This is a genomic window from Streptomyces sp. NPDC048696, from assembly GCF_043198895.1.
GTDB lineage: Bacteria > Actinomycetota > Actinomycetes > Streptomycetales > Streptomycetaceae > Streptomyces.
Genome location: NZ_JBICVJ010000010.1, coordinates 159,356 through 175,944 on the forward strand (window position 1 = coordinate 159,356; position 16,589 = coordinate 175,944).

At 70.9% G+C, this 16,589-nt stretch carries 11 protein-coding genes; 9 read left to right on the plus strand and 2 right to left on the minus strand.

From position 1 onward, the window contains the following. Window positions 1-222: 222 nt before the first annotated feature. The 3 genes from ACGFRG_RS22345 to ACGFRG_RS22355 all read left to right on the plus strand — a co-directional run bounded on the left by ACGFRG_RS22345 (window position 223) and on the right by ACGFRG_RS22355 (window position 5,188). Window positions 223-1,161, plus strand: a complete 939-nt coding sequence (locus ACGFRG_RS22345; RefSeq protein WP_361418662.1) for an AfsR/SARP family transcriptional regulator — start codon at window positions 223-225, stop codon at window positions 1,159-1,161. Window positions 1,162-1,620: 459 nt separating this feature from the next. Further along, window positions 1,621-2,838 (plus strand): transposase, encoded by a 1,218-nt coding sequence (locus tag ACGFRG_RS22350; protein ID WP_361418665.1) that lies wholly within the window; start codon window positions 1,621-1,623, stop codon window positions 2,836-2,838. 370 nt (window positions 2,839-3,208) lie between these two features. Then, window positions 3,209-5,188 (plus strand): helix-turn-helix domain-containing protein, encoded by a 1,980-nt coding sequence (locus ACGFRG_RS22355; RefSeq protein ID WP_361418668.1) that lies wholly within the window; start codon window positions 3,209-3,211, stop codon window positions 5,186-5,188. 62 nt (window positions 5,189-5,250) lie between these two features. Here ACGFRG_RS22355 and ACGFRG_RS22360 read toward each other — a convergent pair whose 3' ends face one another. Beyond that, window positions 5,251-6,249: a helix-turn-helix transcriptional regulator gene (locus tag ACGFRG_RS22360; RefSeq protein ID WP_361418671.1), complete on the minus strand. Its 999-nt coding sequence runs from the start codon at window positions 6,247-6,249 to the stop codon at window positions 5,251-5,253. A 183-nt stretch (window positions 6,250-6,432) separates the two neighbouring features. Here ACGFRG_RS22360 and ACGFRG_RS22365 point away from each other — a divergent pair, with 183 nt between their 5' ends. The 6 genes from ACGFRG_RS22365 (at window position 6,433) to ACGFRG_RS22390 (ending at window position 13,889) form a co-directional block, all read left to right on the plus strand. Further along, entirely contained in the window at window positions 6,433-6,834 is a 402-nt protein-coding gene (locus tag ACGFRG_RS22365; RefSeq protein ID WP_361418674.1) for a hypothetical protein, read from the plus strand. 111 nt (window positions 6,835-6,945) lie between these two features. Next, a complete protein-coding gene (locus tag ACGFRG_RS22370; protein ID WP_393266377.1) occupies window positions 6,946-7,131 on the plus strand; it encodes a hypothetical protein in 186 nt (61 codons plus the stop codon). A gap of 190 nt (window positions 7,132-7,321) precedes the next feature. Continuing rightward, entirely contained in the window at window positions 7,322-8,515 is a 1,194-nt protein-coding gene (locus ACGFRG_RS22375; protein WP_393266380.1) for an FG-GAP-like repeat-containing protein, read from the plus strand. 191 nt (window positions 8,516-8,706) lie between these two features. Then, the gene (locus ACGFRG_RS22380) at window positions 8,707-10,056 is read left to right on the plus strand and encodes a VCBS repeat-containing protein (RefSeq protein ID WP_361418682.1); all 1,350 of its coding nucleotides are present in this window, start codon (window positions 8,707-8,709) and stop codon (window positions 10,054-10,056) included. A 99-nt stretch (window positions 10,057-10,155) separates the two neighbouring features. After that, a complete protein-coding gene (locus tag ACGFRG_RS22385; RefSeq protein WP_393266384.1) occupies window positions 10,156-12,282 on the plus strand; it encodes an FG-GAP repeat domain-containing protein in 2,127 nt (708 codons plus the stop codon). A gap of 161 nt (window positions 12,283-12,443) precedes the next feature. Then, window positions 12,444-13,889 carry a glyceraldehyde-3-phosphate dehydrogenase gene (locus ACGFRG_RS22390; RefSeq protein ID WP_393266387.1) on the plus strand — a complete coding sequence of 482 codons (1,446 nt, stop codon included), beginning with the start codon at window positions 12,444-12,446 and terminating at the stop codon, window positions 13,887-13,889. A 127-nt stretch (window positions 13,890-14,016) separates the two neighbouring features. Here the strand turns inward: ACGFRG_RS22390 and ACGFRG_RS22395 are convergent, their stop codons facing one another. Further along, entirely contained in the window at window positions 14,017-16,554 is a 2,538-nt protein-coding gene (locus tag ACGFRG_RS22395; protein ID WP_393266390.1) for an ATP-binding protein, read from the minus strand. Window positions 16,555-16,589: the final 35 nt, after the last annotated feature.

A 16,589-nucleotide genomic window follows, 5' to 3' on the forward strand; every position in this document is an offset into this window, starting at 1 on the left:
GTGTGCCTCCTCGGGATCGTGTCGACGGAGGCCGACGCTACGGAATCCCGAGCGAGGCTGGCTGAACTCCCGATGGGGGCCCGCGATGGCGCGAGTTGACGGATCCTGAACGCGGATGGGAGGGATGATCGCGCCTCGGGGATAGTTTCCCTGCATAACGACCGCGCCGGTCGCCGAGGTTTCGGGGTCGGCTGGGTCCGCCGATTCGTATGAGAGGTCGTCATGGAATTCTCGGTGCTCGGTTCGCTGCGCGTACGCGAAAACGGTCTGGACTACGCGCCCACAGCGCCGAAACAGCGTCAACTCCTCGCTCTGCTGGTCTTCAACGCCAATCAGGTCGTCTCGGTGGGCACCTGTATAGAGGAGCTGTGGGGAGAGAACCCGCCGGAGACGGGCTTGTCCACACTCCAGTCGTATGTGCTCCAGCTGCGCCGGATCCTGAAGCGGGTGCCCCGCATCGGCAGCCTCCAGGCGGCCCGTGAATTGCTGCAGACCCGGGACGGCGGATATCTGCTCTCGGTGGGGCACGACGAACTCGACGTGAATCTCTTCCACGACCTCGTACGACAAGGCAGGACCGAACTCGGCAGGAACGACGCCGTGGCGTCCGAACTCCTTTCGCAGGCCCTCGATTTGTGGCAGGGTTCCGCGCTCTCCGACGTCCAGGCCGGTCCCGTTCTGCGTATTCATCTGGCGGGTCTTGAGGAAACGCGGATCAGTGTGCAGGAACAGCGCATCGACGCCGATCTGCGGCTCGGCAGGCACCACGATCTGCTCGGGGAACTCAGCGCCCTGTGCGCGCTGTATCCGACGCACGAGAATCTGCACGCCCAGTTCATGCTGGCGCTCAGCCGCTCGGGGCGGCGCACCCAGGCCCTTGAGGTCGTGCAGCGGCTGCGCCGGATGCTCGACGACGAGCTGGGCCTTGAGCCCTCGCCCCGGATGAACCGGCTCCACCAGGCGGTGCTGGCCTGCGACCCGGTGATCGACGCCCCGGCGGAGACGGCCCCGCTGCTCTCGCTGGATCTGCTGGCCCACACTGGCTCGCACACGGCCCGCGCAAACAGCGCGAGGGCGAACAGTGCCGGAGCACACAGCGCGGGGTCAAACAGTGGGGGAGCCCACAGCGTCCGCGGCGCCGGGGTCCGCCGCATCGCCTGAGCCCGACGCGCCCGGCGTGTCGGCTGTACGGAGGCCGGGCACGACCCGCCGTACTCCCGGTAGTTCGCCTTCCGTACCCCCGGTAGGGGCGGTGCGCGATGCCCTCGGGACCCTGTCCGGGGTTCACTTCATGTGGCCGGACCACATGCCCGATGGCGTCCCTCACCCGCGTGAGAGCGGGCCGGTGGCGACGTTCTGTCACTGGAACACTCCGTTCCAGTGTTGCCGCACCACACGTCCGCTCAGCACACCTCGCTCGAACGCCGGGCGAGGTGCGCTCGAACGCGGGATGGCGAGGGAGCGTGGGCGGCCCCGCCTCACCTCCGGGCGGCGAGAGGGTGCCCGGCCACCCTTGGCACGCGATCGGCCCGACCGCATCGTTGGAGCCGGAATCCAGAGGTCCCGCCGGCCCCGGCGGAGCCTTCCTCCCACATCATTCCAACGGTCCACGGGGGACTCATGAATGCTGTTGCCCAGCTATTGGAGAGCGGTTCTCCGGACACCGCCGACCCCGCGGCCGGACCCGCCGCCTGGGACGAGCGGGTGCTCAGCGAGATGAGCACGGTCCTGTTCGCCTCTCTGCGCCGCAGTGACCAGCGGCTCAGGGGCACCGAGTACCTGCGCGGCCTCCTGGGCGCGCAGGGCCGCCGTTCGATACGCAACATGGCGTCCCGACTGGGTGGTTCGGCCACCGAGCAGAGCCTGCACCACTTCGTGTCCGACTCGACCTGGGACTGGGCGCCGGTGCGCCGCTCGCTCGCCCGGCACATCTCCGAGCAGGCGCCGCCCTTCGCGTATGTGGTGCGGCCCATGGTCATTCCGAAGACGGGCGAGAACTCCGTCGGGGTGGACCGGCAGTTCGTCTCGGAGCTCGGCCAGCTCGTCAACGCCCAGCAGGCGGCGGGGGTCTGGTCCGCCACCGAGGAGATGAGCGTGCCCATCAACTGGCGGCTGCATCTGTCGGCCTCCTGGCTGGGCGACCGGGCCCGCCGCCGCCAGGCGTCGATCCCGGACGACGTCGGCGAGCAGTCGCCGGGTGACGGGGCGGTCGAGGCGGCCCTGGAGGCGGCGTCGCAGTGGGGCCTGCCGCAGCGGCCGGTCGTGCTTGACGCCCGGCACATGGACCTGGCGTCCGCGATCGCCCGCTTCCGCGCGGCCGGTGTGCCGTTCCTCGCCCGGATCAACGGCTCGCTCCAGCTCGCCGTCACCGACCCGGCGCTCCAGGGCCGTACGCCGGAGGTGCAGCAGGCGGCCCAGATCATGACCGCCGCCCGGGACCGGATGCGCCCGGCTCCCCTGCCGGCCCAGGGCGGCGCCCGGGCCGGGCGGCCGCTGCAGCTGACCACCAAGATCCGGGTGCGCCCCTCGCGGGCCGTGCGGCAGGTGGTGGGGCAGGGCGAACTGGCCCTGCTCGGCGTGGCGGAGGCCCGTCGGGACAAGCCCGTGGAGCTGTGGCTCACCGATATGACGCAGGCCCGGCTGCCCACCCTGGTGCGCCTGAGCCGGCTCATCCGGCGCGCCGACCGCGACTTCCGCGAGACCACCGACCGCCTGGGCATCCGCGACTTCACCGGCCGCTCGTACGCCGGCTGGCACCGCCATGTGACCCTGGCCTCGGCCGCCCACGCGGTGTCCGTCCTTGGCACGCCGGGACAGGGGGCGAGGGCGCTGGCCTGAGCTCCGAACCGCCGGCGTCCACACCTCCGTACGACCCGTACCCCCGCCCGGCCGTTCGCGACACCGGCCGGGCGGCGAACGATTCCGGCCAAAACCGGGGGGATTACTTGATCGCACCTTCGCCATGAACCCCTAATTGCGGCGTGGGGTCCCGTGATGGCGGTCGAGAGAACAAGGGAACAGCGCAGGAGCAGGTCAGCTGTTATGCGGCCGAGCGGCGCGGCTGTGTGCCGCGCACGCCCGGCCGACCGACTCCGGACCGCGTTCCGACAGGAAACGGACCGGCACGGACCAGCCATTTCCCCAGTCGCTTCGTCGCGTCGACACCCCTCATTGACGGAGCGTCCCCCCGCACACAGTACGGAGTGAAATGTCGCAAGATACGGTCACGCGGAGTGGTGCATTCACCTACCTCGAACTCCTCGCCGTGCGCGCCTCGCGCGGCGCGTTCAGCCAACCGGCGCTGCAGGCCCGGCGCGGCGGCGCCCCACCTCATGTCGTCGACGAACTGGAGCGCGCCGAGCAGCTGGCCCTCGGCGTCGAGCAGCAGCTGGCCGACCTGGACCGCCGCAAGAACGAGCTCTCCCTGCTCCTGGACACGGCTCGGGCCCTGACCGAGGAGGAGGACCTGGAAGCGTTACTGACGACGCTGGTACGCCGCTCCCGGCTGCTGCTGCACGTCGACATGGCCTGGGTGATGCTGCTCGACGGCGACGACGACTGCTGCATTCAGGCCACCGACGGCGCGATATCCGTGCTCGGCGGGGTGGCCCGCACCCCGGCCCGGCACGGTCTCAGCGCCATCGACGCGGTGGGGCGGTCCGCGGTCTGGACCTCCGACTGCCATCGGGACGACATGCTCGGGCGGTCCGAGCACATCGAGTCGGTGGTCCTGGAGGAGGGGCTGACGGCGCTGCTCGCGGTGCCGCTGCGCAGCGGGGGCAAGGTGGTCGGCGTGCTCTTCGGCGGCGACCGGGTGGCCCGTTCGTACACCGCCGACGAGGTCGCCATGATGTCGACGCTGGCCGACTACGCGACCTCGGCCGTCAAATGGGTCCGCGCGGTGGAGCGGACCCGGGACCGGGTCGTCGACCTCTCGGTGGAGGTCGACCGGCTGCGCATCCGGGACCGGACGCGCCAGCAGAACGCGCGCAACGGGCACCGCCTCGTCGAACTCGCCCTCGGCGGCGTCGATGTGACGGCGTTCACCGCGGCCGTGGGCGAGGCGCTGGGCGGCTCGGTGTGGCTGCGCGACGAGGACGACGGCACGCTCGCCCGCACCAGCGGAGTCTGGCAGGACGAGGAGGAGCTGGCCGCCGCCGTCTTCACGGCGCGCGCCGAGCACCGCGTGGTGCGGTGCGAGGACGGCGTCACGGTCGCCCCCGTCCGCATCGCCGAGGAGGACCTGGGCGCGCTGGTGCTGCGCAGCCACCAGCGGGACGGCACGCCCGACGCGGGCCTGTTGCAGTACGCGGTCCAGGCGGCGGCGATTCTGATCACGCTCGATCGCGGCGCGGAGTCCTCCGACCGCAGGTTCCGCGACGAGGCTCTTGACCGGCTGCTCAACGGCGGCCCCTTCAGCCGCCGATGTCAGATGAGGCTGCAGCATCTGGGACTCGACCTGAGCCGTCGGCACGCCGTGATCGTCGCCGAGATCCCGGCCGACGACTGGCAGTCGGTCTCCACCTGGACCTCCACCTTCGTGTGGCTGCGCGGAGGCGCCCGGACGATCCACAACGGCCGTCTGGTGCTCCTGCTGCCGCACTCCGACGCCGGGGAGGCCGCGCGCGAGGTGATGCAGCGCCTCGGCAAGACGCTCGGCCGTCCCGTCCCGGTGGGCGCGGCCTCGGCCCGGGGCGGCCCCGAGGAGCTGCTGGCCGCGTACGAGGAGGCCGTCTCCTGTCTGGAGGTCCTGACGATCCTCGGCGACGAGGACGCCCGGACCCCGGCGACCGCCGTCGAACTCGGCTTCGTCGGGATGCTGTTGGGCGGCAACCGTGACATCGGCGCGTTCATCGAGCAGACGCTCGGCCCGATCATCAGCTACGACGAGCAGCGCTCCACCAACCTCGCCGCCACCCTGGAGGCGTACTTCGCGGCGGGCGCCAGCCCCACCCACGCGGCCGCCGCACTGCGGGTGCACACCAACACGGTGGCCCGGCGCCTGGAGCGCATCTCCCAGCTCCTGGGCCCCGACTGGCAGCAGCCGGGCCCGGCCCTGGAGATCCAGCTGGCGCTGCGCCTGTACAAGGTCAGCGCGTCACTGCGGGGCCATGCGGCGGCCGGACAGGGGACGGCGCCGGCGCACGCGCTGTCGGGCCAGGCGCTGACCTGGCCCGACGGCGACTGATCCGCGCGCGCCGCGCCACGGCCTGAACCACCCCGCCCCGGACGCGGGCGGGGTGGTGCGGTTCAGGCCGGTTCGGACGGCAGCCAGCCGTGCTGCACGGCCCGCACCCCCGCCTCGAACCGGCTGCGCGCGCCCAGCCGTTCCATCAGCTCGGTCGCGATCCGCCGGGCGGTGCGCTGCGAGACCCCGAGCCGTTTGGCGATGGCCTCGTCGGTGTACCCCTGCGCCAGCAGGGAGATGGTGGTCGCCTCCTGCGGTCTCAGCCCGTGGGTGTCCTTGACCGCCGCCTCGCCGAGCGGCTGGGCACCCGCCCACACGCTCTCGAAGAGCGCGCACAGCGCGGTGAGCGTGCCCTGTCCGGTGAGGACGACGGCGCCGGCGGCGCTGTCGTCGCTGGTGACCGGGATGACGGCGGTGGTGCGATCGAAAATGATCATCCGGGTGGGCAGCTCGGGGACCGTGCGCACCTGACCGCCGAGCTCCGCGAGCCAGTTGACGTACTCGACGGTCGGCTGGTCGTTGCGCACGCTGCTCAGATAGACGGTGCGCATCCGCACCCCGCGCCCCAGCAGATCCTTGTTGAGCGGCCGGGCCGCCGCCATGGCCTGGGCGGGCTGGGCCCCGCCGGGCGCGAACGTCATGGCCTCCACGGACAGGCCGCGGGTGAGCCGGGCCAGGCAGTCGCGGATCTCGTCGAGGCCGATGAGCTGCTCGACACCGGGGCTGGACGCAGCGGGCCGCAGATCGGTGTACTCGGCGATCAGCTGGGCCGCGACGGCCCGGGAGGCCTCAAGGCGCTGCTGCTGGGCGGCCAGTTCGGCTTGCTGACGCGCCATCAGGATTTCCATGCCGATGTCCGGCGAGACCGCCCGCAGGCTGCCTTCCCGCTCGGCCGACGGTCGTACGAGGGCCAGTTCGCTCAGTACGTCGAGCGCGTCCCTGACCTCCTCCTCGGGCTTGCCCACCCGCGCCACGAGGTCGGCGACCCCGCCTCTCGGATCGGCCAGCATCGCCCGGTAGACCGACTCGGCGACCTCGTCGAGTCCCAATGCGGTCAGCATCGCCATCCCCTTTGGCTTCGACACGACCCCCACCCCAGGGCCATCCGGATCATGTCATAAATGGCCGATACCTGCGTATACGGAATGCGTCATCCGGTTCGCGACGGCCGGAAACGGCCATGGACACATCCGTCCAACTCGGTTTGTTGGTAGGTGTGCTGCCCACTTGAAAGAGTGGACTTCATGTATCTCGTCCACGCTCTCGTGCAGGCGCCCTCCGGCGCGGCCCTGCCTGCCGACACGCGGTCCCTGGTCCTCGCCCACGCCCGCGCGCAGGACGGGGTCGAGCACGTCAGCGTCCATCCGCGCGCGCTCCCCCACCCCGTGCTCGGCCTCTATGTACAGGCCAGGAACCTGGCCGAGGCCGAGTCCCGGGCGGCCGCGCTCTGCCGACGGGTCCTGACACAGTGCCCCGAGTTCGACGGCTGGTCCCTGCTGTCCGCCCAGGCACCGCTGGTCGCGCCCTTCTATGAGGCGCTGCTGTCCTCATCCGTCCCGGAGGTGCCGTGGGTGGACAGATTCGTCCAAGGCCGTTTCGGTCCACCCGAAAACCCTTCCACCCCGCCTGACCAGCGACGAAAGTAGTACTTGCCAGCAGGGAACACCGCCCGGCAGGCAAGAGCCGGACAGCACCACCGCGGGGTGCGAACCGGTTCGGGACCACCCGACCCGTCGTCAGAACAGGACTCTCACACCATGCTTCGCATCCGTCTCGCCCAGGCCACCGCGGTCGTCGCCTTCGCCGGTTCCCTCCTCGGCGCCGCCGGGGCCACCACCTCGCACTCCGCCTCGGTCGTCAGCGCCCGCGACATCATCTGGGCCTCGACCGCCGGCTCGCCCTCGCCCGTGGACCACGTCAACGGCGACATCATCTGGGCGTAGTCACGCCCACCGGCCGCGCCGGGACGTCGTAAACGTTTACGTCCCCGCCGCCTGACACCGGCTCACCCGGCACACACCTTCAGCTGCTCCTGCAGGGCAGCTGCGGCCGACCGGGACGCCGGGCCCGAACGGGCCTCTCCCCCGCAGCACCCACCACCCACGCGCTCACCCGCCGACCCAAGGATCCGTCATGCCCAAAACCACCTCGCGCAAGCGGCTCACCGCCCTGGCCGGGCTCACCCTCGCCGGTATCGCCCTGTCGACCGCCTCCGCCGGCACCGCCTCGGCCGCCTCGGTGAGCACCTGGGAGAAGGTCGCCCACTGCGAGGCGACCGACGACTGGACCATCATCTCGTCCAACCACCAGTACTACGGCGGCCTTCAGTTCCTCCTTTCCACCTGGGACGCGTTCGGCGGCCGCCAGTACGCCACCTATCCCAACCATGCCACCAAGCAACAGCAGATACTCATCGCCGAGAAGGTCCTCAGAGGCCAGGGCCCGGGGGCCTGGGGCAGTTGCGGGCGCGGGGCGGGCCTGACCGACGACGGCGTCGACCCCTACCCCACGACGAACATCCCGCCCGCCCCGGTCGGCATCGTCCAGCTCACCGCCGCCGACTTCAACGGCGACGGCAAGGCCGACCTGGTCGGCGTGGAGGCCGCGACCGGCAAGCTGTGGCTGTATCCCGGCAACGGCAACGGCACGCTGGGCGAGCGGGTGCTGATCGGTTCGGGCTGGGGCGGCATGAGCGGTCTGACCGCCGCCGACTACACCGGCGACGGCAAGGCGGACCTGCTCGCCGTCGACTCCGCCACCGGGAACCTGTACGTATACCCGGGCACCGGCACCGCGGCGGGCATGGGCACGCTGGGCGACCGGGTGCAGATCGGCACCGGCTGGCGCGGGATGCGGGACCTCACCGCGATGGACGTCGACAAGGACGGCAAGCCGGACCTGCTCGCCGTCGACTCCGCCGGCGCGCTGTGGGCCTATCCCGGCGCCGGTTCGCTGAACGGCACCCACACCCTGGGCGACCGGGTGCAGATCGGCTCCGGCTGGGGCGCAATGGCCGAACTCTCCAGCCCCGGCGACCTGAACGGCGACGGCAAGGCCGACCTGGTCGCCGTCGACACCGCGGGCGGGCTGTGGAAGTACCCCGGCACCGGCTCCCTCAACGGCATGGACACCCTGGGCGAGCGCAACCAGATCGGCACCGGCTGGAACACCATGCGCCAGCTCGTCGGCGCCGACTTCAACGGCGACGGCAAGGGCGACCTCGACGCGGTCCAGGCCCCCGCCGGATCCACCGGCACCTTCTACTTCTACCCCGGCAACGGCAGCGGCGGCTTCGCCGACCGCGCCGCGATCGGCACCGGCTGGTAGGCAACGGGCCCACCCGCCCGCGTACTTCACCGCACCTGGTAGCGACGGCCCGACGCGCCGCGCACCACCACGCACCGCACGACACCCGGTAGCGACGGCCACCGCCCTCGCACCGCCACGCACGTTTTCGCACCACCAACTTCACTGATTCCAGGCGCGGTTCGCCGTGCCCCTCCACAGGAGATCCCACGATGTCGAAGTTCACCGCCAAGCTGAAGAAGACCACCGTCGCCACCCTCGTCGCGGCCGCCGCCGTGACAGGTCTGTCGATCGCCGGACCGGGCGCCGCCACCGCCAGTGCCGCCGGGACCTCTTCGGTCGGCGGCAGCATCACCACCGCCGAGGTGCTGTCCCGGGCCCAGTACTGGGTCGACAACGGCGTCCCGTACAGCCAGTCCAGCTACACCGGCGACTCGCAGGGCCGCAACTACCGGCAGGACTGCTCCGGTTTCGTCTCCCTCGCCTGGCACCTGCCCACCAGCCTGACCACCTGGTCGCTGCCGGACGTGTCCGCCCCGCTCGCCAACCTCGACCAGCTCCAGCCCGGCGACATGCTCGACAACATCGACGCCCACGTCGTGCTCTTCGTGAGCTGGACGGACTCCAGCCACACCACGGCGAACATCATGGAAGAGGCCCACACGGGCACCAATGCCCGCAAGGCCACGTACAGCCGCAGCTACATCAACAACAACGGCTTCAAGCCGTACCGTTACAACAAGATCATCGAGGGTGCGCCGACCCCGCCGAAGGACGCGGGCATGGCCAACCTCGCGGGCGGTGACTTCTCCGGCGACGGCAAGGCCGACGTCGTGGGCGTCGAGGCGGCCACCGGCAAGCTGTACTTCTACCCCGGCATCGGCGGCGGCTCGCTCGGCGAGCGGGTCCAGATCGGCACCGGCTGGGACACCATGAGCGAGCTGACCTCCGGCCACTTCACCGGGTCCGGCAACCTGGACCTGGCCGCCGTCGACGCCGACGGTGTGCTGTGGATCTACCCGGGCAACGGCAACGGCACCTTCGGCAACCGCACCAAGGCGGGCACCGGCTGGGACGGTATGCACGACCTGGCGGGCGCCGACCTCAACAAGGACGGCAAGAGCGACCTCGTCGCGGTCGAGTCGTCCAGCGGCAAGCTGTTCCTCTACCCGGGCAACGGCAACGGCACCTTCGGCGACCGCGTGCAGATCGGCGCCGGCTGGAACGGCATGGACCAGATCGTCAGCCCCGGTGACCTCAACAAGGACGGCAAGGACGACATCGTCGCCCGTGAGGTGTCCACCGGCAACCTGTACGCCTACCCGGGCACCGGCTCCGTCAACGGCATGAACACCCTGGGCGACCGGGTGCAGATCGGCTCCGGCTGGGGCGCCATGACCAACCTGGTCAGCGGTGACTTCAACGGCGACGGTGTCGGCGACGTGGACGCCGTCCAGGCCGCCGTCGGCTCCACCGGCACCTTCTACACCTACCCGGGCACCGGCTCCATCAACGGCATGAACACCCTGGGCGACCGCGCCCAGATCGGCACCGGCTGGTAGTCACCCGCTCCCCCGCTCCCGCTCCACCCCCGGGCAGCCGCCGCATCCACCGGTGCGGCGGCTGCCCCGCACCCCGCACCAGGAAGGGACAGCACCGCCATGACCACCCCAGTCCGCAGGATCCGCGGCTCGGCACGCGGCGCCGCCGCAGCCGCCGTGGCCCTGACCTCACTGCTCACGGGGGCCGCGAGCGCGAGCCCGGCCGCCGCGGCCACCGCCCCCGCCACGGTCCCCAACGGGGCGATCGCCACGTACAACACCATCACCCATGTCGCCACCGACGGCATGGGCCTGCGGGACAGCGGCGCGCAGGCCCGCTGGGCCGCCGGCTTCGAGTCCTCCCACCCCAACCTGAAGCGCACCACGATCAACGGCGTCCTCGCCAACCCGTCGCAGACCCAGGCCCGTCCGCTGTGCCACCCCTCCAACACGGCCGGTGCGCAGGGCTTCTGCTGGTCCGCCGAGGACGACGCGACCAACACCTGGATCCCGCAGGGTCTCACCGGCTCCGGCGAGTCGCCCCGGTCGCAGGCCCTGGTGAACGGCCGCAAGGTCCTCCTCACCAGCTGGTACGGCACCAACGCGCCCAGCGGCATGGAGCGGATCACCTTCGCCGATGTCACCGACCCGGCCCATGTGACCTACAAACACGTCCAGTTGGTCATGTCCTCCGGCGACGGCGCCAACTTCGTCCCCGTCGTCGACGGGCACGGGCACGGCATCGTCTGGTCGGGCTCGAAGCTGTACGTGGCGAGCACCGGCAGCACCCTCGACGTCTTCGACCTCAACGACATCTGGCAGATGGACGTCACCTCCGACACCTCGGTGGGCGTGGACGCCAACGGGAAGACGCACGGCGGCGGCCACGACTACGTGCTGCCGCGCCAGGGGACGTACGAGTACACCGGCGCGGGCACCGGCTGCGGCAGCTACCCCGGGGCGGACGTCCCCGAGCGCCCCTGCATCACCGCCGCCTCGCTCGACCTCACCGGCGCCCAGCCCGCACTGGTCACCGCGGAGGGCGACCCGGGCGGGGTGGAGGGCGACTTCGGCAAGGTCGCGGCCCGGATCGTCCGCTGGCCCATCGACACCGCCACCGGCACGCTGAAGGCCGACACCACCGGCCGTGTGCAGGCCGCCGAGGCGTTCGCCTCGCCGATGGGCGGCGTCCAGGGCGTCGCCATGAACAAGGGCCGTTTCGCGCTCTCGGGCCCCTGCCCGGAGTTCGTGCCCGCCGAGCACGGCGGCAAGAACATCCCCAGCTGCCTCTACCACGCGTGGCCCGACCAGCCGGTGCGCCTGGTCACCCGCACCGGGATCAACCTGGAGAACCTCTCGTACTGGCCCGGCACCGACGAGCTGTGGATGGTCAACGAGAACACCGACAACCGTATCGTCGTACGCACTTCATGGCCGAAGGACCCCGCGCCGACGGGTATGACCAACCTGACGTCCGCCGACTTCACCGGCGACGGGAAGAAGGACCTCGTCGGCGTCGAGACGGCCAGCGGGAAGCTGTTCCTCTACCCGGGCAACGGCGACGGCACCTTCGGCGACCGCGTCCAGATCGGCACCGGCTGGGGCGCCATGGACAAGCTCACCGCCGCCGACTACACCGGTGACGGCAGAGCCGACCTCGTCGCCGTCGAGAAGGCCACCGGCAATCTGTACGTCTACCCGGGCACCGGCAGCGCCGGCGGTACGGGCACCCTCGGCGACCGCGTACGGATCGGCATGGGCTGGAACGGCATGCGGGAGCTGACCGCGCTGGACGTGGACGGCGACCGCAAGGCGGACCTGGTGGCCGTCGACGTGCGCGGCGACCTCTGGTCCTACCCCGGCACCGGGTCGCTGAACGGCACGGACACCCTGGGCGACCGTACGCAGATCGGCTCCGGCTGGGACACCATGACCGAGCTCACCTCCCCCGGCGACCTCAACGGTGACGGCAAGGGCGACCTGGTGGCCGTGGACACCGCGGGCGGGCTGTGGAAGTACCCCGGCACCGGCTCCCTCAACGGGATGAGCACCCTCGGCTCGCGCACCAAGATCGGCAGTGGCTGGGACAGCATGCGGGGGCTGGTCGGCGCCGACTTCAACGGCGACGGCAAGGGCGACCTCGACGCCGTCCAGGCCCCGACCGGAGCGACCGGCCCGCTCTACTTCTACCCGGGCACCGGCGCGACGGCGCTGGGCGACCGCACCCAGGCGGGCAGCGGCTGGTAACCCTCCCGTATGCCCCCTATATCCCCTTCGTACGCCTGGAGCCCCCTCGCCGACACCTCGGTGCGGGGGCTCCGCGCGTCCAGGGGTGAGACCGCTTGAACGATCAAAATCTCGACGGGTTAGCATATGAGCACCGCCTAGCTCGATCGAGAGATAAGCCTGTGACTGTCAACGACGACTCGTTCACTAACTGGAAGAACCGCGAGGAGATCGCGGAGTCGATGATCCCGATCATCGGGAAGCTGCACCGGGAGCGGGACGTCACGGTCCTGCTGCACAGCCGCTCCCTGGTGAACAAGTCGGTGGTCAGCATTCTCAAGCTCCACCGATTCGCCCGGCAGATCGCCGGTGAGGAGCTCTCGGTCACCGAGACGCTGCCGTTCCTTCAGGCCCTCACCGAGATCGATCTCGGCCCGTCCCAGATCGACCTCGGCATGCTCGCCGCGCAGTACAAGAGCGACGACCGCGGACTGTCGGTGGCGGAGTTCACCGCCGGGGCCGTCGTCGGCGCCACGGGTGCCAACAAGATCGAGCGGTGTGAGCCGCGCGACGTCGTCCTCTACGGCTTCGGCCGCATCGGCCGCCTGGTCGCCCGCCTCCTCATCGAGAAGGCCGGCTCGGGCAACGGGCTGCGGCTGCGCGCCATCGTCGTGCGCGGCGGCGGCGAGGCGGACCTCGTCAAGCGCGCCTCGCTGCTGCGCCGCGACTCGATCCACGGCCAGTTCAACGGCACGATCACCGTCGACGAGGCGACCAGCACGATCGTCGCCAACGGCAACGCGATCAAGGTGATCTACGCCAACGACCCCTCCGAGGTCGACTACACGGCGTACGGCATCAAGGACGCCATCCTGATCGACAACACCGGCAAGTGGCGGGACCGCGAGGGCCTCTCCAACCACCTGCGCCCCGGTATCGACAAGGTCGTCCTGACCGCCCCGGGCAAGGGCGACGTCCCGAACATCGTGCACGGCGTCAACCAGGACATGATCAAGCCGGACGAGCAGATCCTGTCCTGCGCGTCCTGCACCACCAACGCGATCGTCCCGCCGCTGAAGGCGATGGACGACGAGTTCGGCGTCCTGCGCGGTCACGTGGAGACCGTCCACTCGTTCACGAACGACCAGAACCTGCTGGACAACTACCACAAGGCCGACCGCCGCGGCCGCTCCGCGCCGCTCAACATGGTGATCACCGAGACCGGTGCCGCCTCCGCCGTCGCCAAGGCGCTGCCGGACCTCAAGGCCCCGATCACCGGCAGCTCGATCCGCGTCCCCGTCCCGGACGTCTCGATCGCGATCCTGAGCCTGCGCCTGGGCCGCGAGACCACCCGCGAGGAGGTCCTGGAGTACCTGCGCGACGTCTCGCTGAACTCGCCGCTCAAGCGCCAGATCGACTTCACCACGGCCCCCGACGCCGTCTCCATGGACTTCGTCGGTTCGCGCCACGCCTCGATCGTCGACGCCGGCGCCACCAAGGTGGACGGCGACAACGCGATCCTCTACCTCTGGTACGACAACGAGTTCGGCTACTCGTGCCAGGTCATCCGGGTCGTCCAGCACGTCTCCGGCGTCGAGTACCCGACGTACCCGGCCCCGGCCCACTGATCCACCCGAAGTTCCGCACGCAGCCCCCGCCCGGCCACGGCCGACGGGGGCTGCGTGAGCGGCGTTCCGGCCGACCGGCGTACCAGAGCCCGAGTGGCATCCGGTGACCGACGGCCGGGGCACGCGGTTACGAAGTCGCCGGCAGGTCCGGGCTCACCGGTGGGTGGCCCGAGGGCTGCTTGAGTGTGATCACCATCGTCATGCCGCCGCCCGGGGTGTCCTCGGCGGTCACCGTGCCGCCCATGGCCTCGGTGAACCCGCGTGCGACAGCGAGGCCGAGGCCGACTCCCGCGCCGCGTGGGGCGTCGCCGTAGCGCTGGAACGGGGCGAAGATGCGGTCCTTGGCCTGGTCGGGGACGCCCGGGCCCTGGTCGGCGACCCGTACCTCCACCCGGTCGGCGATCGCGCTCGCCGACACCAGGACCCGCTCGCCCTCGGGGCTGTACTTCACGGCGTTCTCGACGACGTTGGCGACCACGCGCTCCAGCAGCCCGGGGTCGACGGCGACCATCGGGAGGCCCTCGGGGATGTCGAGGACGACGCTGTCCTCGGGGACCCCGCCGAGCGCCATGGGGATGACCTCGTCCAGATCTATCTCGCGGATGAGGGGCGTGACGGTGCCGGTCTGGAGACGGGACATGTCGAGCAGGTTGCCGATCAGATGGGCCAGCCGGTCGGCCCCCACCTCGATACCGGCGAGGAGTTCGGCCTCGTCCTCCTCGGACCACTCGACGTCGTCGGACCGCAGGGAGGTGACGGACGCCTTGATGGAGGCGAGAGGTGTCCGCAGGTCGTGGCTGACAGCGGCGAGAAGTGCCGTACGGATGCGGTCGCCCTCGGCGTACACGCGCGCCTGATCCGCCTGTTCCTGGAGGCGTCGGCGGTCGAGGACGACGGCGGCCTGGGCGGCGAAGGCTCCCAGCACCCGGCGGTCCTCGGCGGGCAGGATCCGGCCCGACAGGGCCAGCGACATGCGGTCGCCGACCGGCATGTCCACGTCCGCGTCCTCCGGGCGGGCCACCGGGGCCGGGCCCACGCTGCCCGTACAGGTCCACGGGTCGACCTCGCTCGCCCGCTCCAGCATCGCCACGGACTCCATGGTGAAGGTCTCCCGGACGCGTTCGAGCAGCGCGTCGAGACTGGTCTCCCCGCGCAGCACGCTGCCCGCGAGGAACGAGAGGATCTCGGATTCGGCTCGCAGGCGGGCGGCCTGATGGGTGCGGCGGGCGGCGAGGTCCACCACCGAGGCCACCGAGACCGCGACGAGCACGAAGATCACGATGGCGACGATGTTCTTGGGGTCGGCGATCGTGAGCTCATGGACCGGTGGTGTGAAGTACCAGTTTATGAGTACCGACCCGACCAGCGCCGAAGCCACCGCCGGCAGGAGCCCGCCGAGCAGGGCCGCGGCCACGGTCAACGACAGGTACAGCAGCATGTCGTTGGCGAGGCCGAGGTCGGTGTCGACGCGGGTCAGCAGCAGGGTGAGCAGGACGGGGCCCACGACTCCGGCCAGCCAGCCCCAGACGGTGCGCGCGCGACCGAGCCGGGCACGCTGCCCCGCCGGCAGGCCGCGTCCCTTGGCGGCCTCCTCGTGCGTGACGATGTGGACGTCCAGGTCGGGGCCGGAGTCGACGGCGACGGTTGCTCCGACCCCGGGGCCGAAGAGGTACTGCCAGGCTTTGCGGCGGCTCGTCCCGAGCACGATCTGGGTGGCGTTGACACCGCGCGCGAAGTCCAGCAGGGACTGGGGCACGTCGTCGCCGACGACATGGTGGAAGCTGCCGCCGACGTCCTCCACCAGGGTGCGCTGGACGGCCAGTTGCTTGGGCGAGGCGGAGGTGAGGCCGTCGCTGCGCGACACGTACACCGCGAGGACCTCGCCGCCCGCGCCCTTCTCGGCCAGCCGGGCCGCGCGGCGGATGAGCGTGCTGCCCTCCCGGCCACCGGTCAGCCCGACGACGATGCGCTCGCGCGAGCCCCAGATCTTCGAGACCTGGTGCTCGCTGCGGTACTCCTGAAGGTACTCGTCGACCCGGTCCGCGACCCACAGCAGCGCCAGCTCCCGCAGAGCGGTGAGGTTTCCGGGCCGGAAGTAGTTGGAGAGGGCCGCGTCCAGCTTGTCGGGCTTGTAGATGTTGCCGTGCGCCATACGGCGGCGCAGCGCCTGCGGTGACATGTCCACGAGCTCGACCTGGTCGGCACGCCGCACCACTTCGTCGGGCACCGTCTCCTGCTGACGGATGCCCGTTATCGACTCCACCACGTCCCCCAGCGACTCCAGGTGCTGGATGTTGACGGCCGAGACCACATCGATCCCTGCGGCGAGGAGCTCCTCGACGTCCTGCCAGCGCTTGGTGTTGCGCGAGCCGGGCACATTGGTGTGGGCCAGCTCGTCGACGAGCGCGACCTTGGGCCGCCGCTCCAGCACCGCGTCCACGTCCATCTCGGTGAACACCGAGCCCCGGTACTCGATCTCCCGGCGCGGGATCTCCTCAAGCCCGTGCAGCATCACCTCGGTACGTGGCCTGCTGTGGTGCTCGACGAACCCGACCACGCAGTCGGTACCGCGTTCGATGCGGCGGTGTGCCTCGGACAGCATCGAGTACGTCTTGCCGACGCCGGGCGCCGCGCCGATGTAGATGCGGAGCTTGCCGCGTGCCATGGCTTCTATTCTCTGTCGTCGGTGGGCAGTGGGGC